Annotated in this window: 30 protein-coding genes; all 30 read left to right on the top strand. The window is 39.3% G+C overall.

The window, feature by feature from the left end:
- The first annotated feature begins 8 nt into the window (after window positions 1-8).
- Window positions 9-1022: a flagellar motor switch protein FliG gene (gene fliG, locus ACTHOQ_RS11795; protein ID WP_440496345.1), complete on the top strand. Its 1014-nt coding sequence runs from the start codon at window positions 9-11 to the stop codon at window positions 1020-1022.
- Window positions 1015-1812: a flagellar assembly protein FliH gene (gene fliH / locus ACTHOQ_RS11790; protein ID WP_440496344.1), complete on the top strand. Its 798-nt coding sequence runs from the start codon at window positions 1015-1017 to the stop codon at window positions 1810-1812. The genes fliG and fliH overlap by 8 nt, the downstream gene beginning before the upstream one ends.
- A 5-nt stretch (window positions 1813-1817) precedes the next feature.
- A complete protein-coding gene (gene fliI / locus ACTHOQ_RS11785; RefSeq protein ID WP_440496343.1) occupies window positions 1818-3143 on the top strand; it encodes a flagellar protein export ATPase FliI in 1326 nt (441 codons plus the stop codon).
- Window position 3144: 1 nt separating this feature from the next.
- A complete protein-coding gene (gene fliJ, locus ACTHOQ_RS11780; protein ID WP_440496342.1) occupies window positions 3145-3591 on the top strand; it encodes a flagellar export protein FliJ in 447 nt (148 codons plus the stop codon).
- Window positions 3563-4213, top strand: a complete 651-nt coding sequence (locus ACTHOQ_RS11775) for a MotE family protein (RefSeq protein WP_440496341.1) — start codon at window positions 3563-3565, stop codon at window positions 4211-4213. Before fliJ ends, ACTHOQ_RS11775 begins: the two co-directional genes overlap by 29 nt.
- Before the next feature lie 24 nt (window positions 4214-4237).
- Entirely contained in the window at window positions 4238-5542 is a 1305-nt protein-coding gene (locus ACTHOQ_RS11770) for a flagellar hook-length control protein FliK (protein WP_440496340.1), read from the top strand.
- The gene (gene flgD / locus ACTHOQ_RS11765; RefSeq protein WP_440496339.1) at window positions 5543-6268 is read left to right on the top strand and encodes a flagellar hook assembly protein FlgD; all 726 of its coding nucleotides are present in this window, start codon (window positions 5543-5545) and stop codon (window positions 6266-6268) included. It abuts the gene before it with no gap.
- A 12-nt stretch (window positions 6269-6280) separates the two neighbouring features.
- Window positions 6281-6655, top strand: a complete 375-nt coding sequence (locus ACTHOQ_RS11760; RefSeq protein WP_440496338.1) for a TIGR02530 family flagellar biosynthesis protein — start codon at window positions 6281-6283, stop codon at window positions 6653-6655.
- Window positions 6656-6753: 98 nt separating this feature from the next.
- A complete protein-coding gene (locus ACTHOQ_RS11755; protein ID WP_440496337.1) occupies window positions 6754-7743 on the top strand; it encodes a flagellar hook-basal body complex protein in 990 nt (329 codons plus the stop codon).
- Window positions 7744-7821: 78 nt separating this feature from the next.
- On the top strand, window positions 7822-8046 hold the full coding sequence (locus tag ACTHOQ_RS11750; protein WP_440496336.1) for a flagellar FlbD family protein: 225 nt from the start codon (window positions 7822-7824) through the stop codon (window positions 8044-8046).
- Complete coding sequence (gene fliL / locus ACTHOQ_RS11745; protein WP_440496335.1) at window positions 8033-8458, top strand: flagellar basal body-associated protein FliL; 426 nt, start codon at window positions 8033-8035, stop codon at window positions 8456-8458. Before ACTHOQ_RS11750 ends, fliL begins: the two co-directional genes overlap by 14 nt.
- A gap of 43 nt (window positions 8459-8501) precedes the next feature.
- The gene (fliM, locus tag ACTHOQ_RS11740; RefSeq protein WP_440496334.1) at window positions 8502-9497 is read left to right on the top strand and encodes a flagellar motor switch protein FliM; all 996 of its coding nucleotides are present in this window, start codon (window positions 8502-8504) and stop codon (window positions 9495-9497) included.
- Window positions 9490-10713 (top strand): flagellar motor switch phosphatase FliY, encoded by a 1224-nt coding sequence (gene fliY / locus ACTHOQ_RS11735; RefSeq protein WP_440496333.1) that lies wholly within the window; start codon window positions 9490-9492, stop codon window positions 10711-10713. The genes fliM and fliY overlap by 8 nt, the downstream gene beginning before the upstream one ends.
- A gap of 24 nt (window positions 10714-10737) precedes the next feature.
- Window positions 10738-11100, top strand: a complete 363-nt coding sequence (locus ACTHOQ_RS11730; RefSeq protein ID WP_340771705.1) for a response regulator — start codon at window positions 10738-10740, stop codon at window positions 11098-11100.
- A gap of 4 nt (window positions 11101-11104) precedes the next feature.
- Window positions 11105-11788 (top strand): flagellar biosynthetic protein FliO, encoded by a 684-nt coding sequence (locus ACTHOQ_RS11725; protein ID WP_440496332.1) that lies wholly within the window; start codon window positions 11105-11107, stop codon window positions 11786-11788.
- Window positions 11785-12450, top strand: a complete 666-nt coding sequence (gene fliP, locus ACTHOQ_RS11720; RefSeq protein WP_440496331.1) for a flagellar type III secretion system pore protein FliP — start codon at window positions 11785-11787, stop codon at window positions 12448-12450. Before ACTHOQ_RS11725 ends, fliP begins: the two co-directional genes overlap by 4 nt.
- A gap of 13 nt (window positions 12451-12463) precedes the next feature.
- On the top strand, window positions 12464-12733 hold the full coding sequence (gene fliQ / locus ACTHOQ_RS11715; RefSeq protein WP_440496330.1) for a flagellar biosynthesis protein FliQ: 270 nt from the start codon (window positions 12464-12466) through the stop codon (window positions 12731-12733).
- A 4-nt stretch (window positions 12734-12737) separates the two neighbouring features.
- Window positions 12738-13514: a flagellar biosynthetic protein FliR gene (fliR, locus tag ACTHOQ_RS11710; RefSeq protein ID WP_440496329.1), complete on the top strand. Its 777-nt coding sequence runs from the start codon at window positions 12738-12740 to the stop codon at window positions 13512-13514.
- A 7-nt stretch (window positions 13515-13521) separates the two neighbouring features.
- Window positions 13522-14610: a flagellar biosynthesis protein FlhB gene (flhB, locus tag ACTHOQ_RS11705; RefSeq protein WP_440496364.1), complete on the top strand. Its 1089-nt coding sequence runs from the start codon at window positions 13522-13524 to the stop codon at window positions 14608-14610.
- Window positions 14611-14634: 24 nt separating this feature from the next.
- A complete protein-coding gene (gene flhA, locus ACTHOQ_RS11700) occupies window positions 14635-16668 on the top strand; it encodes a flagellar biosynthesis protein FlhA (protein WP_440496328.1) in 2034 nt (677 codons plus the stop codon).
- Window positions 16665-17867 carry a flagellar biosynthesis GTPase FlhF gene (flhF, locus tag ACTHOQ_RS11695; RefSeq protein WP_440496327.1) on the top strand — a complete coding sequence of 401 codons (1203 nt, stop codon included), beginning with the start codon at window positions 16665-16667 and terminating at the stop codon, window positions 17865-17867. The genes flhA and flhF overlap by 4 nt, the downstream gene beginning before the upstream one ends.
- Window positions 17851-18729, top strand: coding sequence for a MinD/ParA family protein (locus ACTHOQ_RS11690; protein ID WP_440496326.1), 879 nt, complete (start codon window positions 17851-17853; stop codon window positions 18727-18729). The genes flhF and ACTHOQ_RS11690 overlap by 17 nt, the downstream gene beginning before the upstream one ends.
- Window positions 18730-19869, top strand: a complete 1140-nt coding sequence (locus tag ACTHOQ_RS11685; RefSeq protein ID WP_440496325.1) for a protein-glutamate methylesterase/protein-glutamine glutaminase — start codon at window positions 18730-18732, stop codon at window positions 19867-19869.
- Between the two features lie 17 nt (window positions 19870-19886).
- Window positions 19887-21977: a chemotaxis protein CheW gene (locus ACTHOQ_RS11680; protein WP_440496324.1), complete on the top strand. Its 2091-nt coding sequence runs from the start codon at window positions 19887-19889 to the stop codon at window positions 21975-21977.
- Between the two features lie 21 nt (window positions 21978-21998).
- Window positions 21999-22448 carry a chemotaxis protein CheW gene (locus ACTHOQ_RS11675; RefSeq protein WP_440496323.1) on the top strand — a complete coding sequence of 150 codons (450 nt, stop codon included), beginning with the start codon at window positions 21999-22001 and terminating at the stop codon, window positions 22446-22448.
- Between the two features lie 55 nt (window positions 22449-22503).
- Window positions 22504-23142, top strand: a complete 639-nt coding sequence (locus ACTHOQ_RS11670; protein ID WP_440496322.1) for a chemotaxis protein CheC — start codon at window positions 22504-22506, stop codon at window positions 23140-23142.
- On the top strand, window positions 23139-23642 hold the full coding sequence (locus ACTHOQ_RS11665; protein WP_440496321.1) for a chemotaxis protein CheD: 504 nt from the start codon (window positions 23139-23141) through the stop codon (window positions 23640-23642). Before ACTHOQ_RS11670 ends, ACTHOQ_RS11665 begins: the two co-directional genes overlap by 4 nt.
- Window positions 23642-24013 carry a multidrug transporter gene (locus ACTHOQ_RS11660; protein ID WP_440496363.1) on the top strand — a complete coding sequence of 124 codons (372 nt, stop codon included), beginning with the start codon at window positions 23642-23644 and terminating at the stop codon, window positions 24011-24013. The genes ACTHOQ_RS11665 and ACTHOQ_RS11660 overlap by 1 nt, the downstream gene beginning before the upstream one ends.
- A gap of 141 nt (window positions 24014-24154) precedes the next feature.
- Window positions 24155-24925 (top strand): FliA/WhiG family RNA polymerase sigma factor, encoded by a 771-nt coding sequence (locus tag ACTHOQ_RS11655; RefSeq protein WP_440496320.1) that lies wholly within the window; start codon window positions 24155-24157, stop codon window positions 24923-24925.
- Window positions 24926-24937: 12 nt separating this feature from the next.
- Window positions 24938-25246, top strand: coding sequence for an RNA polymerase subunit sigma (locus ACTHOQ_RS11650; protein ID WP_440496319.1), 309 nt, complete (start codon window positions 24938-24940; stop codon window positions 25244-25246).
- Window positions 25247-25254: the final 8 nt, after the last annotated feature.

Raw genomic sequence — 25254 nt, 5'->3', positions numbered from 1 at the left:
GTTCAGCTGTGTCCAAGAAAGATAAAGACTTATCAGGAAAGCAAAAAGCTGCTTTACTGTTGATTTCTCTAGGGCCAGAAGTTTCGGCTTCTGTATATAAGCATTTAAGCGAAGAAGAAATTGAACGTCTAACGCTAGAAATTTCAAGTGTTAAAAAAGTGGAATCGACTGTGAAGGAAGAAATTATAGAAGAATTCCACCAAATTGCACTTGCGCAAGATTACATTACGCAAGGTGGTATCGGCTATGCGAAAACCGTCCTTGAAAAAGCGTTAGGTGCTGAACAAGCGCAAGCAATTTTAAATAGGTTAACTTCTTCGTTGCAAGTTCGACCATTTGATTTTGCAAGAAAAGCAGATCCGGCACAAATTTTTAACTTTATTCAAAATGAGCACCCTCAAACAATTGCCCTCATTCTATCTTATTTAGAACCAGGCCAAGCAGGGGTTATTCTTTCATCATTACCGCAGGAAGTACAAGCTGATATCGCAAAACGTATCGCTATTATGGAATCTACTTCACCGGAAGTTATAAGCGAAATAGAATCTGTATTGGAACGCAAATTATCATCAACCGTTACGCAGGATTACACAGAAACGGGTGGCGTGGATGCAGTTGTTGAAGTATTGAATGGTGTAGACCGTCAGACAGAAAAAACAATTCTCGATGCGCTTGAAATTCAAGATCCGGAGCTTGCGGAAGAAATCAAAAAACGCATGTTCGTGTTCGAGGATATCGTTACACTCGACAACCGTTCGATCCAGCGTGTTATTCGCGATTGTGAAAACGAAGATCTGTTATTGTCAATGAAAGTTTCTTCGGACGAAGTAAAAGAAATCATTTTCCGCAATATGTCACAACGTATGGCTGAGACGTTCCGAGAAGAAATGGAAATTATGGGACCTGTGCGTTTACGCGATGTAGAAGAAGCACAGTCTCGAATCGTAGCAGTAATCCGTCGCTTAGAAGATGCAGGAGAAATTATTATTGCACGTGGTGGAGGAGATGACGTAATTGTCTAGAATCATCCGTTCAACAAATGCACAAAAAGCTGAAGAGGCGTCCGTTGTAGAAATTAAACTTCAAAGTTATTTTGAGCCAATCCATTATGGGAAAACGGAAGAAGAGGCAATAGATGATACGCCCCAACAAACATTGGAAGATATTCATGAAGAACGTCAACGTATGTTAAATGAGGCAGCAAATGAAATAGAGCAGCAAAGAGAGCAGTTCGAGCAGTTTCGAAAAGAACAGCTTGCTGCAATTGAAGCATTAAAACAAACTTGGGAAGAAGAAAAAGCAGTTCTTCAACAAGAAGCGTATGATGCTGGATTTGCACAGGGCTATGAAGATGGCGTCCAAAAAGCAAATGCAAATATGCAACAGGAATTACAATCAGCGAATGAGACGATGGCTGATGCGCAAAAAAATGCGGCCGCTTATATAGAGTCGCAGGAAGCTGTGCTGTTGGAGCTTGCACTAACGGCAGCGGAACGTATAATCAATGCACAGCTCGACCGAGACGATGAACTATATGTATCGATTATTGAACGTGGATTAAAAGAAGCCCGTGAAATGAAAGAGATTAAATTATACGTATCGCCGAAGTTTCATAAACTCGTAACACAGCATCAAGAGGAACTATCGGAAATGTTCCCGGTAAATGTACCGTTTATGATTTTCGTCAATGAAGATTTGCAAGAAACGGAAAGTTACATTGAAACGAATCATGGACGAATCGTTGTGTCAATAGATGACCAATTACAGGAACTGCGCAGACAGTTATATGAACTAATCGAAAGTAAGGAATGATACGGATGAAAACGGCTCAATTAATTGAACAAATTCCTAATCTTAATACATTTAAAAAGTATGGAAGAGTGACGAGGGTTGTCGGTTTGATGATTGAGTCTCAAGGTCCGGAAAGTTCAATCGGCGATGTATGCAAAATTCATGTACACACATCGAAAAATGGCCCACAAGTAATGTTGGCGGAAGTAGTAGGGTTCAAAGATGAAATCGTTATTTTAATGCCGTATTCTTCGCTAAAGGAAATTTCAATCGGCTGTCTTGTGGAAGGGACTGGCACACCGTTAGAAGTAAAAGTCGGTCCAGAATTGATTGGTAAAGTTTTGGATGCAATGGGAAATCCGTTTGATGGACTGGCTTTACCAAAAGGGCTGACCGCTGTCCAAACAGAAAAAGAGCCGCCAAATCCATTAAATCGCCCGCCGATTAATGAAAAACTGGAAGTTGGGGTAAAGGCAATAGACGGGATGCTTACAGTTGGCAGTGGTCAACGTGTAGGAATATTCGCAGGTTCAGGTGTCGGTAAAAGTACATTGTTAGGCATGATTGCACGCAACACTGAAGCAGATATTAATGTAATTGCTCTTGTAGGTGAGCGTGGGCGTGAGGTGCGGGAATTTATTGAGCGGGATTTAGGACCGGAAGGCTTAAAACGTTCGGTTGTAGTAGCGGCTACAAGTGATCAGCCTGCATTGATGCGTATTAAAGCGGCATTTACTGCGACAGCTATTGCAGAGTATTTCAGAGACCGTGGAAAAAACGTAATGCTTATGATGGACTCAGTGACACGTGTGGCGATGGCCCAGCGGGAAATCGGGCTAGCTATTGGTGAACCACCGGCAACAAGAGGTTATACACCATCTGTATTTGCGATATTGCCGACTTTGCTTGAACGATCGGGAACAAATATTAATGGAACGATCACCGCTTTTTATACGGTGCTTGTAGATGGTGATGATATGAATGAGCCGATTGCCGATGCGGTGCGAGGAATATTGGACGGTCATATCGTATTGGACCGAAACCTCGCAAATAAAGGGCAGTATCCCGCAATTAATGTTTTAAAAAGCGTCAGTCGCTTAATGAACCATATTGCAGAACCTGAACATGTAACAGCCGCAAACCGGTTGAGGGAGTTGTATTACACATATTCCAAATCAGAGGACTTAATTAATATTGGGGCATATAAACGGGGTACATCAAAAGAAATTGATGAAGCGATCCATTATGAGCCGCTTATTACTGCATTTTTAAAGCAGGGGTATAAGGATAAAGTTTCAATCGATCAAACTGTAAATGAAATTATAGCGTTATCGAATGGTGGTGCACGTTAATATGAATTACAATTATCGTTTTGAAAAAATTCTTGTCGTAAAAGAACAGGAAAAAACTGAGTCTGAGCTTGCCTTTAAAGAATCGGTCCAAGTATTTGAGGGAATCGCAACAAAGCTATATGAATTATTGAGAAAAAAGGAAGATTTAATCGCCTATCAGCAAGAGCGTTTAAAAGTAGGCTCTTCTATTGATGAGATAAATCATTATTCCAAATTTATTGATAGCATGGAAAAAACGATTGAGGATGTACAGCAGAAAGTCGCTCAAGCACGCGCTAAAATGAATTGGCATGAGCAAAAATTAATAGAAAAAAACTTGGAAGTACGTAAATATGAAAAAATGCGTGAAAATGATTACGAGAGATTTAAAGAGGATCAACTGCGTATTGAAGCAATTCAACTAGATGAGCTTTCGACACTTGCGTATTACAAGAGGGAAATCAGGTGATTTCGTGGCAAAAAGAACTAAAAAAATAATGGAACAGCAAGTGGAAGAAACAGAAGTGGAAAATAAATCACCCGGTTTTTTCAAAAAGTTTTTTTACTTGTTTTTAATCCCATTCATGTTCCTCATTGCAATTTTATTGATCATTTCATCAGTGACGGAATATAACGTGTTTAAAATGGCGGATGATGCCGTAAACAAAATACCATTTATTAACTCCGATGAAAAAGAGGGAGTAATAGAAAACAGCTCTTTAAATGAACAAAAAGTTGTGGAATTGCAAGCGGAAATTCAAGACAAGGAAGCACAAATTACACAGCTTCAATCACAAATCGAATCATCGGCAGCTGAAAAAGACGAGCTATTGGCCGAGCAGGAGCGATTGCTGTTTGAAATTGAAAAGCTAAAGCGCAATCAAGAAGAAACACAAAAAGAATTTAATGAAATTTTATCGACGTTTGAAAAAATGTCCGCTAAAACAGCGGCGCCAATATTAGTTCAAATGAGTGATACTGAAAGTCTGCGTATTATGTCGAGCATGAAGCCAGACACATTATCTGCAATCTTTGCGAAAATGTCCCCGGCAGATGCTGCTCGTTATACAGAGCTTTTATCGCAGCAATAAGCTAATTTGAAGGGAGGTGAAAAAATGAATATCGCAATGCTGCAAACAATATCGACAGCAAAGATGCCAAAGCAAGCAGGCCAATCAAATGCAGTCGGATCTTCAACACCGGACGCAAATGCTTTTGGCAGCGTGTTTCAATCAATCATGTCAACATCAAATCAGCCTGTTCAACGAAATGCACAGTCTGAACAGTCATTGGCTGAAGGGGTTACACAAATTTTGGAAAGTGACTCGCTGGAAAGCTTATTGGAACAATTAGGAATTGAGATGGATGAATCGGGGCTATTTGCTTTAATTGGAGAAGAGGGTACGCCGGTTGCAGTCGATGAATTATTAACACTTGGAAATTTAGCTGAGCTTGCAGGAATGACCGAAGAACAGCTTACTCAAATTATAGAGCAATTATTAGGCGATGCGATGCAGGACATTACCGATATTTGGTCGGTTATTGAACAAGCACCGCAAATTATAAGCGAAGTATTGGCGGCACTGCAAGGTACAAAGGAAAGCGACAATATTAATATTCAACCGGAAGAACTGCAGCAAGTTGTAAAGTTTTTAAAGCTGGCACAGTTAGCAGGAAGTAAAGTAGACACTGTATATGTGCAAGAGACTCAATTATCCCAACTAAAAGAAGCGTTATTGGCATTGGCTGATGAAGCGCGAAAAACAGTTGCGACAGAGCAAGTTACAACGAAAACATCTACTTTTCAGCAAGTTGTCCAACAAGTAGCACAGCAATCATCCCAACAAAATAATCAAAACCAGTCACAGCAAAATCAGCAGGCTCAGCAGACAACGGTAAAAGTCGAAACCGAAACACAATCAGCTGCTCATTTACAACAACAAGCTGCTCAAACAAAAACAGTCACGGTTACATTACCAGCAGAAAGACCTGCACAATCTGATGCATTGGCAAAAGAAATTCAAAACTTGATTAATCGCAGTCAAATTTCTGGACAGCAAGGTAATATGAAGTTATTTTTAAAGCTGTTCCCGGAAAACTTAGGGCAAATCCGTATTGAATTGGTGCAAAAAGATGGCGTACTTACAGCAAGATTACTGGCAACTACACCAATCGGAAAAGAATTGCTGGAAAATAATATTAACCAATTAAAGGCAGGATTCGTCGCGCAAAATATCCAAATGGATCGCATTGATGTTGCACAATCATTACAAGACGCAGACCGCAATACACGCGATCAAAGCTTCTTCAATAACTTCTTCCGCCAAGATGATGAAGAACGGGACAATAACGAAGACGATCAAGGTCAAGAAGATGAGGCAATATCGTTTAAAGACTTATTAAGCGAGGAGGTAGAGTAGATGACAAACCCAATTACAAATGATTATTATTTGCCGGCGAATAATCCAAATTTCAAAGTAACAGACAAACAGGACAATGGCGCGCTTGGGAAAGATGCATTTTTGAAAATTTTAATTACCCAGCTGCAAAACCAAGATCCGACAAGCCCGATGGATGATAAGGAATTCATTGCACAAATGGCGCAATTCTCTTCTTTGGAACAAATGCAAAACATGACTAAAGCGATGGAAAATTTGCTTGAATCGCAATATCAATCACAGTTGATGAGTTATTCAACATTTGTCGGAAAAGAAGTAAAATGGCATGAACTAACAGATAAAGTGGATGCAGACGGTAAGCCGATTTACAACGAAGGTTCAGGTGTCATTCAAGAGCTGCAATTCGTTAATGGGGAAGCGGTGTTTATACTAGCGGACGGCAAAAAAATTACACCGGGAAATATTTCATCGATTTTAGGTGGCAATCAATCGACACAACCGACAGTACCTGCAGGCAATCCATTGGCAGAAGCGAGCAAACTTATTGGTCAAAAAGTTCACTATACAAATGGCGATCAAGTAATTGAAGCTATCATTGAAGCGATTAAGACAAATAATGTCAACATTGAATATATTTTAAATGACGGAACCCGTTTAACGAAAGACCAGTTTACTGTTGTTGAAAATACAACTGAAACGAAGAATGATGAAGAGCAAGCAGCTGAGTCAGAAACCGTTACTGAATAAGAGGTGAGTTTGATGAATCGAGTCAATATACAACATATACCGTATCATCCGCCTATTCAGCCGACAGTCAAACAAAACTCGTCACAAATTACAAAACAGTCATTTATCGACCATTTGAAACAAGCGACAGTTGAACAGTTAAGAATAAGCAAGCATGCATCTGAACGGCTGAGCGACCGGAACATTTCGATTTCAGATAGAGAATGGCAGGAAATCACTGAAAAAGTATTTGAAGCAAAAGATAGAGGCGTTAAACAGCCGTTAGTCCTTTTAGAGCAGGCAGCATTAATTGTAAGCGCGAAAAATGCGACAGTGATTACGGCATTAGACCGTACAGAAGCAAAAAAGCAATTGTTTACAAATATTGATGGAACGATTGTTTTATAGGCTGGACCTTCTGAAGTAAGGAAGCCTAAAGCTGTTGAATGATAGAGACAGCTTAACTTAAAAATTTGATTTGAAAATTGAAGGGAGAACGACAACCGATGTTACGTTCAATGTATTCAGGTATTTCAGGCTTAAAAAACTTCCAAACAAAATTAGACGTGATTGGTAACAATATTGCTAACGTTAATACGTACGGGTTTAAAAAGGAACGTACGATTTTTAAGGATTTGATTTCACAATCTCAAGCCGGTGCTTCAGGCCCAACTGCCACACGCGGGGGTGTGAACGCGATTCAGGTAGGATTGGGATCGCAATTAGCAGCGATTGATACAGTGCATAGCCCAGGTTCGATGCAATCTACTGGTCGTACGTTAGACTTGGCGATTTCTGGTGATGGATTCTTTATGGTGGCAGATTCAGCTGCAGTTGCAGCACCGACTCCTGATGAGATGGAAGATTTAACGCAAAACCCTTTGCTGGATGATGGTTTCACTAATATTCAATATACGCGTGCAGGAAATATGTATATGGATAAAAACGGGTATTTGGTGAATGGTGATGGTAAGTATTTAGTAGGTATTGCAAACGAAACATTATATGCGGAAGTTGATCCAGATGCGGAGAGTTTGGCGGATGACGAACGGGCAGCTTTGGCGCAGGGGTCAGATAATCTGTATGTAGATGGTCAAATAACTCCTGCTACCGGCACGATGGGACCTATGCGTATTCCAACAAATGCACAATCGATGTCTATCTCACAAGATGGTTCTGTATATTATGTTGACGTTAATGGTAAGTTACAATTCGCTGGTCAAGCATTATTGGCAAAATTCCCGAATGCTTCAGGCTTGGAAAAAACTGGATCCAACTACTTCCAAATGTCAGCAAACTCGGGTGACCCATTAGTGCAAGTAGGAACTCAGGCAGGTATCGGTTCAGTGAACTCCAACTTCCTTGAAATGTCCAATGTCGACCTTTCAGAAGAATTCACGGAAATGATCGTTGCACAGCGCGGTTTCCAGGCGAACTCTCGTATCATCACTACTTCCGATGAAATTTTGCAAGAGCTAGTAAACTTGAAACGATAATCTAAATTAAATTAAATTAAATATATTCATTGCAAAGGAGGGTCGGGCCGGCTCTTCATTAGGTCCGGCCCCATTTCAATGATTGAAGTAACTCGCCTAAATGGCAAAGCATTTAGTTTGAACGCTTTATACATAGAAACAGTCGAAGCTTTTCCAGACACAACGATTACGCTGACGACTGGGCGTAAATTCATTGTTTTAGAAACTGAAGAACAGGTGCGACAAAAGGTAAATGCCTTTTATCAACATATACAAGTTTTATCAAACCCGCATCTAAGAGGTGAAGAAGATGAAGAACAATAAATTATTAACGATTATGCTCATTATATTAGTGACGATTACACTGATCGGTGTTATTGTAGTGGTGTTATTAACACAGCTCGACAAAGAAAAGCCGAGTGGTCCGACAATCGATGAGATCGTTGAGTCGTCAGTCGATATACCTGAGATTACGACAAATTTAGCGGATGGAAGCTTTGTTCGACTTTCATTAAAAATTCAGGCATCAGATAAAAAAGCTGGTGAAGAACTATTAAAACGTGACTTCCAAGTGAAAAACATCGTTATACAAGAACTTTCAGAAATGGAAGAGGAAGCTTTAAAAGGGAAACAAGGTAAAGTTACATTCCAAAATGCGATTAAATCTCAAGTAAATGAGTTGATGCAAGAAGGAGAAGTTACACAAGTGTACATTACTTCCTACGTACTTCAATAAGCGAACCGCAAACAATAGTAAATCTTGAAATGGAGGTGGGCAAATGGCAGGAGATATAATGTCGCAATCCGAGATTGATGCGCTTTTATCAGCAATTTCAACCGGAGAAATGTCGGCAGCAGACATGAAAAAAGAAGATGAAACACGTAAAGTGAAAGTATATGACTTTAAACGTGCGTTACGCTTCTCTAAAGATCAAATCCGAAGTTTGACCCGTATACATGAAAATTTTGCACGACTGTTAACAACCTTCTTCTCAGCACAGTTAAGAAGCTATGTACAAATAACGGTAGCATCTGTTGACCAAATTCCATTTGAAGAATTTGTCCGATCCATACCAAACATGACATTAATTAATGTGTTCGAGGTTCCGCCATTAGATGGCAATATTTTAATGGAGATTAACCCGAATATCGCTTATTCAATGTTAGATCGCATAATGGGCGGAACAGGTGCGAGCCATAGCAATGTAGACAATTTAACCGAAATTGAAACGAAAATCATGACAAACTTATTCGAACGTTCATTTGATAATTTGCGTGAGGCATGGGAGAATATTGCTGAAATTGATCCAATGCTTGTAGAACTGGAAGTAAACCCGCAGTTTTTACAAATGATTTCTCCGAATGAAACAGTGGTCGTTATTTCGTTAAATACGATAATTGGCGAAACGACAGGGATGATTAATATTTGTATCCCGCATGTTGTATTAGAGCCGATTGTTCCGAATTTATCTGTCCGTTATTGGATGCAGACAAATACGAAAGAGATTTCTCCAGAACAAACAAAAATGCTTGAAACACGTGTAAAACAAGCGAAATTGCCCGTCATTGCTGAACTGGGCACGACGGATATTACAATTGAGGATTTCTTAATGATGACGATAGGTGATGTCATTCCATTAAGTCAAAAAATTGAGAATCCACTTACATTAAAAGTCGGGAACTTGCCAAAGTTCACCGTGCAGCCAGGGAAATTAAATAAAAAAATGGCTGTCCAAATTATCGACCCTTTGAAAGGAGGAGACGAAGATGAGTGATGAAATGCTCTCCCAAGAAGAAATTGAGGCTCTATTAAGGGGCGAGACATTGGAGGATATTCCTGCCAATACAGAAAATATGCAAACTACACAAGAAGAAATTAAAGTCGAGGATCACTTGAGTCCGATAGAAATAGATGCGTTAGGTGAGGTTGGTAATATATCGTTTGGTAGTTCTGCTACCGCTTTATCTGCATTATTAGGGCAAAAAGTCGATATTACAACACCAAGCATCTCGATGATTAACCGCAATCGTTTAGAAGAGGAATTCCCGCATCCATATGTTGCGGTGCAAGTTGAATATACAATTGGATTATCGGGGATGAATCTACTCGTAATCAAACAATCGGATGCTGCGATTATAGCAGATTTAATGCTAGGCGGGGACGGTTTAAATCCGAAGCCCGAATTGAGCGAAATCCAATTAAGCGCCGTTCAGGAAGCGATGAATCAAATGATGGGTTCCGCTGCTACATCAATGTCAACAGTGTTTAATCAAAAGGTGGATATATCACCACCGACAATTGACTTAATGAATGTATCACAAAATGAAGGCACTGATAATATCCCGCCGGATGATTTATTAGTGAAAATTTCATTTAGATTGCGTATAGGGGAATTAATAGATTCTAATTTAATGCAATTACTACCTTTAAACTTTAGTAAAAAAATAGTAAAGTCATTAATGGGAGAAACTGATGAGCCAATTGCTGCAACAACGACAATTGAGCCGCCACCCGTTGCACAGCCAGCAGCACCTCAGCAACAACCGATGCAGCAGCAAGCTCAGCCAGCTGTTCAACAGCCAATGCAACAACCAATGTATGAGCAGCCGATGCAACAGCCGATGTATCAGCAACCGGTATATCAGCAGCCTGCTTATACACCGCCACCAGCAAATGTACAGCAAGCTCAATTTGCAAGCTTTGAATCTGCCAATATTTCACAGGCAGAAGCCCGAAACTTGAATATGCTGCTTGATATACCGCTGCAAGTAACAGTAGAGCTTGGACGTACGAAACGTTCAGTAAAAGAAATATTGGAACTTTCCAGTGGCTCAATTATTGAATTGGATAAGCTTGCCGGTGAGCCTGTTGATATTTTAGTGAACAGCCGCTTAATTGCAAAAGGCGAAGTAGTAGTAATTGATGAGAACTTCGGTGTTCGAATCACAGATATTTTAAGTCAAGCTGATCGCTTGAACAATTTAAGATAGTTTTTTAATTGGAGGAATCAGAATATGTCTAAAAAGATTTTAATTGTTGACGATGCAGCATTCATGCGCATGATGATTAAGGACATTTTAACGAAAAATGGCTATGAAGTAGTGGGAGAGGCAGCTGACGGTTTACAAGCTGTTGAAAAGTACAATGAGCTACGTCCGGATTTAGTAACAATGGATATTACAATGCCTGAAATGGACGGCATTGCTGCATTAAAGGCAATTAAAGGCACTGATCCGAGCGCTGTCGTCATTATGTGTTCGGCAATGGGACAACAAGCGATGGTAATTGATGCGATTCAGGCTGGCGCAAAAGATTTTATTGTGAAACCTTTCCAAGCAGATCGAGTAATTGAAGCAATTCAAAAAGCATTAGGTTGATTTTATGAAAGCAAATAAATCATTTCGATTTTGGCTAGCTGTTGGGATAGTATGGATGACGGCATTATTCGCACCAATATCAAATGGAACTTTTGCGATGGTAAGTAACGTATACGAGAACTGTAATGAAAATCCTGAATTATGTTCAGAAGAAAATATTTCAGAAGACAATACTCCAGATGCCGGCACAGAATCTACTGAATCGGCATCTGTTAGTATCGGGTTCTGGGATTACATAAAAGTTTTAATAGCACTTGTCTTCGTACTAGGGCTATTATTGTTTATTTTGAAGTATTTAAACAAGCGTAACTTAAACTATCAACAAAATGCCGTTATCAAAAATATCGGCGGGTTGTCTGTAGGACAGCAAAAGTCTGTGCAATTACTGTTAATTGGTAAAAGTGTGTATGTAGTAGGGGTGGGCGAAAACATCCAGCTTCTGAAAGAAATTGATTCAGATGAAGAAATCGAACAATTGCTCAGTCAAGTGGAAAGTAATCAAAAAGTAGTAAGTGCAACACCGTATATTGCGGAATTATTTAAGAAGTTTTCAAAAAGAAGTCAGCCCGGGGATATTTCTGATAGCCCGAAATTTAATGATATGTTCAATGAGAAAATAGGGAAAATTAAGCAACAACGAAGTGATGAATTAGAGCGTTGGAAAGAACAGGAGCGTGATGAGCGATGAATGATCTTCTTTCCGTTTTTTCTGAAAGTGATCCAGGAAATATATCCACATCGGTGACGCTGTTATTCCTGTTGACGGTTCTATCTTTAGCACCCAGTATTTTAATATTAATGACATCGTTTGCCCGTATTGTCATCGTATTATCGTTTACAAGGACAGCGCTTGCCACGAACCAAATGCCACCGAACCAAGTCATTATCGGATTAGCATTATTTTTAACATTTTTTATTATGGCACCGACATTTCAACAAGTAAATGAGCAGGCATTGCAGCCGCTATTTGATGAAGAAATCAATCTAGAGGAAGCATATGAGCGGGCGACGATACCATTTAAACAATTTATGGCACAGCATACAAGGCAAAAAGATTTAGAGCTATTTATAGAGTATAACGAAGCCGAGTATCCGGATTCTATAGAAGAAATTCCGATGACTCTATTAGTGCCCGCATTTGCTTTAAGTGAAATTAAAACAGCTTTCCAAATGGGTTTTATGATATTCATTCCGTTTTTAGTAATTGATATGGTCGTCGCAAGTACGCTCATGTCGATGGGGATGATGATGCTGCCTCCAGTAATGATTTCACTTCCATTTAAAATTTTGTTGTTTGTACTCGTTGATGGTTGGTATTTAGTTATGAAATCTTTACTTCAAAGTTTTTAGGGGATGATACATAGTGACACAGGAAATGGTCATTGCAGTTGCAGAAAATGCAGTTTTCACCGTATTGATAGTCTCGGGTCCTTTACTATTAATCGCGTTGTCTACCGGTTTAATCGTTAGTATATTTCAAGCTACGACTTCCATTCAAGAGCAAACGTTGGCTTTCGTGCCAAAAATCGTGGCGGTGTTAGTGGCGCTAGTTTTTTTTGGACCGTTTATGATTTCGAGAATGACAGATTATTTTCATGGCATTTTAAATAATTTAGTCCGGTATATTGGGTGAGAAAATGACGGAATTATTACCGAATCTATCGATATTGCTATTAATTTTAGTGCGTGTTTCTGCATTTTTCGTATCCGTCCCTTTATTTTCCTATCGTACAATTCCGCCACAAGTGCGTATTACGTTAGCAGTTATTTTAGCGTGGATGATGTACTATACGTTTAATATCGAGCCGTTTGAAATTAATGGTTTATACATATTACTCGTTTTAAAAGAGGCGATTATCGGGCTTATGCTAGGATTGGCCGCGATGATAATCTTGTCTGCTGTCCAAATTGCAGGCGGTTTTATTGATTTCCAAATGGGCTTCGCGATGGCGAACATTATTGACCCGCAAACAGGTGCCCAATCCCCTTTAATGGGGCAATTTTTAAACTTTTTAACATTGCTTATATTGTTGGCGATAAATGGTCACCATCTCATTTTGGACGGGATATTTTACAGTTATCAATTTATGCCGATGGATCAATTTTTCCCGAATTTCGGTGAAGAAGGAACCGCAATGTTTATTATGAAAATGTTTGTTTCTGTTTTTGCCATAGCATTTCAAATGTCAGCTCCAATAGTTGCAACACTATTTTTAGTAACATTAGCGTTAGGAATTACGGGGAAAACGGTGCCGCAAATGAATATTTTCGTAATCGGTTTCCCTATAAAAATCGCGGTAGGGTTTCTTGTACTAATCGTGACAATGGGTGTATTAGTTGGAGTTATGAAGGAACTGATTGAATTTATGATTGTTTCTTTGCGTGACTTAATGGTTATTTTAGGTGGTGGCTAGCATGGAGATGAAGCTTTTAATACACGTAGATCTTCAGTTTTTTGCAGGTGAAAAAACGGAAAAGGCAACACCAAAAAAGCGTCAGGATGCACGTAAAAAGGGACAAGTATTAAAAAGTCAAGACGTAACTGCTGCCGTATTATTATTATTGTCATTTTTCTTTTTACTTTTTTTTGCGCCATTTATGTATGACGGAGTAAAAGGATTTTTATTGCAAGCGCTTGAGCGCAATATTTTAATCGAAACGTTGAATGCTGAAACGATTATGGATATGTATGTCGAGTCCATTAAAGAAATGGCGATGATTGTTTTACCGATTATGGTTGTCGCAATGATTGCAGGTATTGGAGCTAACTTTTTTCAATTTGGCTTACTGTTTACAACAGAAACATTAAAATTCGATTTAAAGAAGATGGACCCGATTAAAGGGGTAAAAAAAATAATCTCTGTTCGGGCGATCGTTAATTTAATTAAGTCTTTATTAAAAGTTACATTAATTGGAACGGTAACGACCGTCGTTATTATTATTTACTTAGAAGATGTATTATCGCTCGCTTTACATAGCCCGGCACAAATATTGTCGACAGTTGCTTACCTGTCTGCCATTATGGGGATTGCGGCTTCCATTATGCTCATATTTATCGCATTGCTGGATTATATTTATGAACGTTTTGAATATGAAAAACAATTGAAAATGTCTAAACAAGATATTAAAGACGAGCATAAAAATTCGGAAGGGGACCCTTTGATCAAATCCAAAATCAAACAACGTCAACGCGAAATGGCAATGCGCAGGATGATGCAGGAAGTACCTGCCGCCGATGTTGTCATTACAAACCCGACACACTATGCAATTGCTTTAAAATATGATGAAGATGAAATGGATGCTCCGAGAGTTGTCGCTAAAGGGACAGATTTCGTAGCCCAAAAAATAAAAATGATTGCAAAAGAACATGATGTTATTATGGTTGAGAATCGACCGCTTGCTCGTGCGATGTATGATCAAGTTGAAATCGGGCAGGCAGTGCCAGAGGAATTTTTCAAAGCTGTAGCCGAAGTTCTTGCATATGTATACCGTATTAAACGCAAAATTTAACGTAGATATTCAGGAGGGACAACAATGCAAATACGCGATTTAGGGGTTTTAGCTGCAGTTATTATGGTTGTAGCGATGCTCATTATCCCTCTTCCACATTGGCTGCTTAGCTTTTTAATTATTGTTAATATTACACTTGCATTACTAGTGCTATTAACTTCTATGAATATGAAAGAAGCTCTCGATTTCTCGATTTTCCCTACGGTTATTCTATTATTGACATTGTTCCGTCTAGCATTGTCCGTATCGACTACACGTGCCATCTTAGCGGAAGGCGATGCAGGCAAAGTTGTCGAGACATTCGGTAATTTCGTAACTGGCGGTAATATTTTAGTCGGTTTAGTTATATTCCTATTGCTTGTTATTATCCAATTCATCGTAATTACAAAAGGTTCTGAACGAGTTGCAGAAGTTGCTGCGCGTTTTACATTGGATGCGATGCCTGGGAAGCAAATGAGTATTGATGCCGATTTAAACGCCGGGATTATTTCAGAGAAGGAAGCACGCGAACGTCGTGAAAAAGTATCGGGAGAAGCCGACTTTTACGGTGCGATGGATGGTGCGACGAAATTTGTAAAAGGGGATGCGATTGCCTCTATCATCATGGTCGGGATAAATTTACTGTTCGGGATGATTATTGGTATGGTACAGATGGAGCTAAGCTTTGGTGAAGCCGCATCGAAATATTCCATGCTGACAGTCGGTGATGGGCTCGTATCTCAAATCCCTGCATTATTAATTTCCACTGCAACAGGGATTGTCGTAACCCGTGCTGCATCAAAAGGAAATCTTGGTTCAGATATTACAGCACAATTATTTGCACAATCGAAGCTATTATATGTTGCGGCAGGCACGATTTTCCTGCTTGGATTGTTTACGCCGATCCCGGATTGGATTACGGTTCCGGTAGCTGCCGTTTTAGCGATTGGTGCATTCCTGATGGATCGTAAAAAGGATGAAACACCGGAAGAGATTATGGAATTTGAGGAAGAAGTGGCAACAGATACGATGAAAAGCCCTGAAAATGTCATTAACTTATTGAACGTGGATCCGATCGAGTTTGAATTTGGCTATGGGCTTATTCCATTGGTAGATGCTGCACAAGGCGGGGATTTACTGGACCGTGTTGTCATGATCCGTCGTCAGCTTGCATTGGAGCTGGGGATTGTTATTCCGATTGTTCGTATCCGGGATAATATTCAGCTTCAACCGAATGAATACAGAATTAAAATAAAAGGTAATGAAATGGCGCGCGGCGAATTATTGTTAGATCATTATTTAGCAATGAGCCCTGGAGATGATGATTCAATTGATGGCATCGATACTATCGAACCATCATTTGGTTTACCTGCAAAGTGGATTACGGAAGCGGTAAAAGAGGATGCGGAAATGTATGGCTATACAGTGGTGGACCCGCCAAGTGTTGTTTCAACGCATTTGACGGAAATCATTCGCGCCAATGCGCACGATTTGCTCGGCCGTCAAGAAACGAAGCAATTAATCGACCACTTAAGGGAAACACATGCGATTTTAGTGGACGATTTAATTCCGACTCCGCTTTCGATTGGGGAAGTGCAAAAAGTGTTGGCCAAGTTATTACGCGAAAATGTATCAGTCCGAAATTTACCGATCATATTCGAAACACTGGCGGATTATGCCAAGCTTACGAGTGATACGGACATTTTAACAGAGTATGTGAGACAAGCATTAGCGAGACAAATTACCGCTCAGTTCGTTGGTGGCCAGCAAGCATTGAAAGTCATCACTGTATCTGCAAGAGTGGAAAAGTTAGTAGCCGACAGTATTCAGCAAACAGACCACGGCAACTATTTGGCGATGGATCCTCAGGAATCGCAATTTGTTTTGGAAGCAATCGCAAAAGAAGTTGAGCGTGTTTCTTATATGGAACAATCGCCTATTATTTTATGCTCACCTGGTGTGAGAATGTATTTAAGACAATTGACAGAGCGTTATTTCCCGCAAGTGCCGATTCTTTCATATAACGAGCTTGATGCAGCTGTGGAAATTCAAAGCGTAGGGGTGGTGAATGTTGAATGAAGATGAAAAAATATAATGCACCATCCATTGCTGAGGCGATGAAGCAAATACGTGCAGATTTAGGCGAGGATGCTGTAATTTTAAATTCGAAAGTCGTCGTTACTAAAAAGTTTTTCGGGCTGGTAAAAAATAAAAGCTATGAAGTAGTGGCTGGTTATGACCGAGTGGAGAAAAAGTCGGCCTTATCATCTTTACGAGACATTCCGTCATTCCCGATTTCATTTCCTGATGAAGCAAAGACTGAAATTAATCAGCCTATTCCCTCACCTGTGGAGCAACCTAAGAAAGCTCCGCAGGGGGATGCTTCCTTATTGCCTGAAAACCTGGTGAAGGAAATTGCTGATTTAAAATCTATGATGCAATCTATGCAACGTATGTCGACACAATCCCAATATCCTGATGAACTCTTACCATTTGTCGATTTTTTAAAACAGCAGGAACTAGGAGAGGAGCTTATCACAGCAATTAGTGATGAGCTTTTTATGCATTATAATCGAAATGGCAAGCATATTACTTGGAATGAAATGCAGGAAGGTGCGAAAGATTATTTAAGAAAAGAGCTATATGATCTTCCAATTAGCGGTCTATCATATGAAAAAAAATATATTAATGTTTTAGGTCCTACAGGAGTCGGAAAAACGACAACAATCGCAAAGATGGCGGCCCGCTCTGTATTGGAGAAGAAAAAGAAAATCGGTTTTATTACAACAGATACATATCGTATCGCAGCAATTGAACAATTGAAAACTTATGCTGCATTGCTCCAGGCGCCTGTCGAAGTCGTTTATAATGCAACAGACTATGCAGAGGCGATAAAAAAATTAGCGCATTTAGATTTAATTTTCATTGATACTGCCGGAAGAAATTATAAAGAAGCTAAATATGTGGACGATTTAAAATCATTAATACGATTTGGCGAACAAGTAGAATCGTATTTAGTATTATCCTTAACGGCTAAGCAAAAAGACTTAGAATCAATAATTGAACAATTTAAGGACTTGCAAATCGAAAAATTCATCTTTACGAAGCTTGATGAGACAAATTCTATTGGCACTATGTTTAATTTAATGATTAAATATAATAAAGGCCTAGCTTACTATACAAATGGTCAAGAAGTACCGGAAGATATAGAGCAGCCAAGTAGTGATAGCCTACTAGAGCTTTTTTTCAAGGAGAATATAGATGAAGGATCAAGCTGAAAAACTGCGTCAAAAAATGCTTGGAAGCGAAACGGAGACAGGAAGATCAATAGCGGTTGTAAGCGGAAAAGGTGGAGTTGGCAAAAGTAATTTTACGACAAACTTCGCAGCGCTATTGGCTAAAACAGGGAAAAAAGTAGTTATTTTAGATATGGATATCGGTATGGGAAATGTCCATATTCTAGTAGGGAAGTCCGCGAAATATAGTTTGAAAGATTATTTGGACGGTCATTTGGTGATAGAAGATGTTATGTTCGAAATGCAAGAAGGTGTGAGCTATATTTCCGGCGGCTCTGGCATGTCATCGTTAATGGATTGGTCTCCAGTTGTATTCGGCCGTTTAATCGAAGCATTTGATACACTCCAAAAAACCTATGACTTTGTATTATTTGACATGGGGGCCGGGGTTGTCGATTGGTCGCTCGATTTATTGACATCAATCGATGAAATTATCGTCATTTCCACAGCGGAGCCGACTTCTATTATGGATGCATACTCAATGATGAAGTTTATCCATTTAAAAGATTCAACGAAAAAGTTTTATTTACTATGTAATCGCGCGTTTACCGTTGAAGAAGGTCAAGATACGACGAAACGTCTAAAAACAGTGATGGAGAGGTTTTTGGAAAAAGAAGTGCATGTTCTTGGCTCCCTTCCAGAAGACCCTGTAGTTCGCCAAGCAGTGCGCCAACAATCATTGTTCACAACACTATATCCGGATGCACCTGTCTCAAAGACTATGGGCAAGCTTGTTCAACAATTTTTGACAGAGCAGAAGAAAATGGAAGAAGTGCACGCAACGACACAATCTAATAAGTTTTTAACAAAATTAAAAAGCATCTTTTCGAAAGGTCGTGAGTAGGTGGGCAACTTAAAGAAAAGTAAGTTATTAGTTGTTGATGATTCTGCCTTTATGCGGAAGTTAATAAGCGATTTTTTTACTGACCATTTGCAAATTGAAGTGGTAGGATCTGCGCGCAATGGAAAGGACGCAATAAAAAAAATCGGGCAGCTTAAACCGGATGTCGTCACGATGGATGTTGAAATGCCGGAAATGAATGGGTTAGAAGCTTTGAAAGAGATTATGCAAAAATATCCGGTGCCAGTTGTAATGCTTTCTAGTACGACACAGCGCGGAACGGAAAACACGCTAATGGCAATGGAATATGGAGCGATTGACTTTGTTGCAAAACCAAGTGGTACGATTTCATTGGATTTACATAAAATTCAAGATGAACTAGTTCGTAAAGTTGAAGAAGCTTCTAAAATTTCAATAGCAAAATTAAAAAAGCCTATTCATAAATCATTAGCAATTAATCAGCCTATCAGTAAGCCCAAAAATACCGAAGAATCAAATTTTAATAGAGCGGCAAAACAGATAGCGTCCTTTGATACTACAGGTAAAAAGACGGAATGGAGCAAAACTTCCAAGAAGATTATTTTAATTGGTACTTCTACTGGTGGCCCTAGAGCTTTACAAGAAGTTATTACGAAAATTCCTGCGAATATTGATGCGCCGATATTAATCGTACAGCATATGCCTGCCGGTTTTACAAAATCGTTGGCGAAAAGACTCGATCAATTAAGTGAAATCCATGTAAAAGAAGCAGAACAGGGCGATATATTACAAAAAGGGACAGCCTATATTGCACCTGGCGGGTTTCATCTTAAGCTGAGAAAAGTAGGGGCAACTTTTGCTGTGATGCTCGATCAGAACGAGCCGCCGCGGTCGGGCCATCGTCCATCGGTGGATGTCATGTTTGAAGACGTAAGTCAATATTCGGAGTTCGATAAAATTGCCGTTATTATGACGGGAATGGGTTATGACGGTTCAAAAGGATTAGTTTCACTAAAGAAAACGGGAAATGTAATTGCTATTGCTGAGTCAGCGGAAACGTGTATCGTTTATGGGATGCCAAAAGCTGCCGTGGAAACGCAGCTTGTAGATGAAGTGGCAGATGTTGATGATATTGCACAAACAATTATGAAATATATGCCTTAAAAAGGGGTGCCTTCTAAATGGAAGTAAATCAATATTTGGAAATGTTCATTGAAGAAAGTAAAGAACATTTGCAATCATGTAGTGAACATTTATTGGAATTAGAGAAAAATCCGGAAGATTTAACGATTGTCGGGGAAATCTTCCGTTCGGCGCATACGTTGAAAGGTATGGCTGCAACGATGGGCTTTGAAGATTTAGCTGATTTAACACATAAAATGGAAAATATTTTAGATGCAATCCGCAATGACAAAATTAAAGTTACTGCCGAGATTTTAGACGTAGTGTTTGAATCTGTCGACCATTTAGAAGAGATGGTATATGACATTGCAGATGGTGGAGATGGAAAGCGCGATGTCCAAGCAACAGTTGAAAAATTAAAGCGTATTGAAGCTGGGGAATCTGCTGTTGCTGCGGTTTCGGAAGTGTCTACACAGGAAGAAGTTGCAGCTACGACTACGGCACCTGTACTTGAACAGCCTACCCTTTCAGCAGCAGAATTAAAACTATCATATGATGACTTTGAGAAGACAGTTATTTTACAGTCGGCGGAGCAAGATTTTAATGCCTATGAAATTACGATAACTTTACGGGAAGATTGTTTATTAAAAGCAGCTCGCGTATTTATGGTATTTGAAATTCTGGAGAAAAATGGGGATGTTATTAAATCATCACCAACTGTCGACAAATTAGAAGAAGAGCAATTTGATAGTGAATTCCATGTTGCTTTCATTTCGAAGGAGCCAGCGGAAGATTTACAAAAAATGCTTATGAAAGTTTCGGAAGTCGACATTGTAATTGTAAATGAAATTAATCAAGATGTATTCATTACTAAAACGACGGCAATTGAAATGCCTGTCCAAGAAGAAGCAGCCCTTACGTCGGCAGGCAATGCTGAAGTGCCGGCTGAACAGCAAAAAACACCGTCGAACGGCAATGGCAAATCTTCAAGTCATGCAACGAGTAAAACAATTCGTGTGAACATCGAGCGACTTGATATTTTAATGAATTTATTCGAAGAGCTTGCGATTGATCGCGGTCGATTATTATCGATTGCTTCCGATGTCAATCATGGTGAATTGAATGAGACAGTGGAACGTATGAGCCGGACGATGGGCGATTTACAAAATATCGTTTTAACGATGCGCATGGTACCAGTGGAAACAGTATTTAACCGATTCCCGAAAATGGTTCGCCAATTGTCGCGCGATTTAAATAAAAAAATTGAACTTAATATTATTGGTGCTGAAACAGAGCTTGATCGTACAGTGATCGATGAAATCGGAGATCCGCTCGTGCATTTGATCCGCAACTCCGTCGACCACGGAATTGAAAGTCCTGAAGTACGTCGTGCAAAAGGAAAGCCAGAAGAAGGAACAGTTGAACTTCGCGCTTACCATAGCGGCAACTATGTATTTATCGAAATTGAAGATGATGGAGCAGGCATTAACCGGGACAGAGTATTGGCAAAAGCCATTTCTAAAGGCGTAGTGACGCACGAACAATCACTGACGATGACAGATAAGCAAATTAATGAGCTTATTTTAGCATCGGGCTTTTCAACGGCTGATGTGATTTCCGATGTATCTGGTCGAGGTGTAGGCTTGGACGTTGTTAAGACGACGATTGAATCATTAGGTGGCAATATTTCCATCGAATCGACACAAAATGTAGGTTCGGTATTCTCCATTCAGTTACCGTTAACATTATCGATTATTTCCGTTATGTTAGTGGAAATTGAAAGTGAAATTTACGCAATTCCATTATCGTCTATTATTGAAACATCCATTATCCGCAATTCAGATATTTTAAATGCACATAATCAAAAAGTAATTGATTTCCGCGGCAAAGTTGTACCGCTTGTATTCCTTGAAGAGATTTTCGAAGTGCCACGCCAAGAGCAAAATGATGATGGCTTCCATTCAGTGGTAATTGTTCGCAAAGGTGATAAATTAGCGGGTCTAGTAGTAGATTCATTCATCGGACAACAAGAAATTGTATTAAAATCATTAGGTAATTATTTAACAAATATTTTTGCTATTTCAGGTGCAACTATTTTAGGCAACGGTAAAGTGGCGTTAATTGTAGATTGTAACGCCCTGATGAAGTAAAAAGGATAAGAGGTGTGAAGGATGACGAATGCAATAGAGCAAAAAAACTTAAAAGTAATTGTATTCCAATTAGCTGATAAAGAATATGCAATCCCTGTTTCGCACGTAAAGGGAATCGAAAAATTAATGCACATTACACGTGTGCCTAAAACTGAACGCTATGTAAAAGGTGTCATTAATCTTCGAGGCGTTGTAACACCTGTAATTGATTTACGTGAACGTTTTGAATTGCCGGTTTCAGGAAATGAAGAAACCACTCGAATTATTATTATTGCGCTTGAAACGATGGAAGTCGGTTTTATCGTAGATTCGGCAAATGATGTATTGGATATTGATGCATTTTCGATTGAACAGCAACCTGAAGTCGTTGGCTCTTTAGAAGAAGAGTTTATCGCAGGTGTCGCAAAATTAGATAATCGTTTATTAATTTTACTTCACTTGGATAAAGTATTAAACCCAGATGAGAAATGAATAATTTTCGGGGTGAGCCTGTCTTGCCTCGGATCTATTAAAGTAGGGATCATAAATGAACTTTAGTGAAAAAATCACTTTGCTCCATTTGGACGTATTAAAGGAAATTGGAAATATCGGTGCTGCGCATGCTGCTACGGCATTATCAAGTTTATTGCAAAAGAAAATCGATATGCGTGTGCCGGATGTGAAAATGGTTTCCTTTAATGAAATGATGGAGCTGGCTGGTGGGTCTGAGAATGTTGTCGTTGGCATTTATCTGCGGATTGAAGGCGATGCGGAAGGAAGCATGTTTTTCATCTTGCCAATTGAGCAAGCGAATCGTTTTATTCGCCGATTGATTCAAGATGAATCATTTGACTTTAAAACGCCGCCATATTCGGAGTTAGGCTTGTCGGCTATGCAGGAAATGGGCAATATTTTGTCAGGTTCCTATTTATCCGCTTTATCCGATTTTACAGGACTTAAAATATATCCAACCGTACCAGGGTTAAGTATTGATATGTTCGGTGCCATCATTAGTATCGGCCTTATCGAATTATCACAAATAAGCGATACCGTAATCGTAATTAATACATCCATTTATGAAGAAGCGATTTCTGATGATGAAGCAGTAAAGGGGCATTTCTTCCTGTTACCTGAACCAGAATCATTTGAAACTATTTTTAAAGCATTAGGAGTGCCCACTACATGATTGTTACCAATTCAAGCGAAGTGATTAAAGTAGGTATTGCACAAATGGATATAGTAAAAGTTCCTAAAACGATTCGTACTTCAGGCTTAGGCTCTTGTGTTGGTGTCGTTATTTATGACGAATCCAAAAAAATTGCTGGAATGGTGCATGTCATGTTACCAGATTCTAGTTTAGGTCGTACAGAAACAATAAATGCTGCAAAATTCGCAGATACAGGCATTCTTGCTTTAGTTGATATGTTGAAGCATGAAGGGGCTCAAAGCTTTAAACTAAAAGCGAAAATTGCCGGTGGCGCACAGATGTTCCAATTTACATCAGATAAAGATTCGATGCGTATCGGCCCAAGGAATGTGGAAGCGGTAAAAGTTCAATTAAAAAAGATGAACATCCCGATTATAGCGGAAGATACAGGTGGAAACAGCGGTCGTACCATTGAATTTAATCCTGAAACAAACAAACTCAACATACGCACAGTAAATAAAGGAGTGAGTGAAATTTGATGTTTGGTTCACTATTTTATAATTTTTGGGCAGCATTGCTTTCATTCGCTGTTTATTTTATTTTGGCAATACAAAACCCATATGCAATGCCGCTGCGAACAATTGGCGCATCTTTTGTTGTAGCGATAATTGCATTTGGTGCCATGTTTATCGTTCGTTATTTCCTTGGCTATATTTTCTATACACCAGAAGCGCTCGTTTTTTCGGAAACGGAAAATGAAAATTCGGGTACAGTGATGGAAGATGACAATAACCAGCAATTCATTCCGATTAGCGATCGCACTACAACGGAATTTGAAGAGGAAAACACGGAAGATATCGCACAAGTTGTTCGCACGATGCTGCATGGTGATGAGGCGCTTTCCCAATAAAAGAGTCGTACATTCGGCTCTTTTTTTATTTGATTTGAATTATGGAAATGTTGTGTCTCATCCTTCAGTCACATGTTTATTTTTAGGCTTTTTGGTATAATAAATAATAATAAGCTTATTTTAGGAAAGGGGTGGGTACGAGTGACTGAACAAGGACATGGAGACGAACAATCGCTATGGATTCGCTGGACAAAAAACCGTGATCCAGAAGCAGGCGATTTACTAATTAAAAAATTTAAGCCACTTGTATCGTATCATGTACAGCGAATTGCCGTTGGACTTCCAAAAAACGTTTCGCGAGATGATTTAGTCAGTCTCGGGATGATGGGGCTATTTGATGCGCTTAATAAATTTGATATAAACCGAGATTTGAAATTTGATACGTATGCATCGTTTCGTGTGCGCGGAGCTATCATTGATGGACTGCGTAAAGAAGACTGGCTCCCAAGATCTGCCCGGGAAAAGGCTAAAAAGCTGGAAACTCAAATCGAATTGCTTGAGCAAAAATTAATGCGCCATGCGACACCTGAAGAAGTCGCTTCACATATGGATTTACCTGTCGAAGAAGTTTACCAGACATTTCAGGAACATTTTTTCTCGAATGTATTATCGATTAATGAGCAGCTCGACCAAGAAGAAGGTGAAGGCAAATCATTTGTCATTCGGGACGACCATACAAAAACACCTGAACAGCAAACAGTCCATCTAGAGCTGCTAGGCGATTTAGCAAACAATATTAAAAAACTAAATGAAAAAGAACAGCTTGTCATAAGTTTGTTTTACTCGGAAGAAATGACGTTAACAGAAATTGGCGAAATGCTTGAGCTGTCCACTTCACGAATTTCGCAAATCCACTCTAAAGCATTGTTTAAATTACGTAAATTATTATCTTCAGAAATGATTAATACGTAAGGAGGCGTTAATATGAGTCTAAAGGGCATTGAGCTGCAAATCGCAATCCCAAAAACATTCGATGCAGGAAAAATGGCAGATCAGCATCAACAAAACAATATTCTCCAGCAAATGCATGCAAATGAAGCATTAAAAAAAGAAATTGAACGTAAGCAATTTTCAGTGAACGAATCAGATGAAATGGATGCAGTCAATGAGGAGGCAGACGATGACCAATCTCAAAATGGTCAATCGTCCATGCAAAACAAGAAAAAAAAGCAACAGCTGGAACAAAAAGCACAACATCCTTTTAAAGGCAATCTTTTTGATTTTAGCGGCTAGGAGAAGTC

This window comes from Solibacillus silvestris, assembly GCF_051967575.1.
GTDB lineage: Bacteria > Bacillota > Bacilli > Bacillales_A > Planococcaceae > Solibacillus > Solibacillus silvestris_B.
This window is presented reverse-complemented; position numbering and strand designations above follow the sequence as displayed.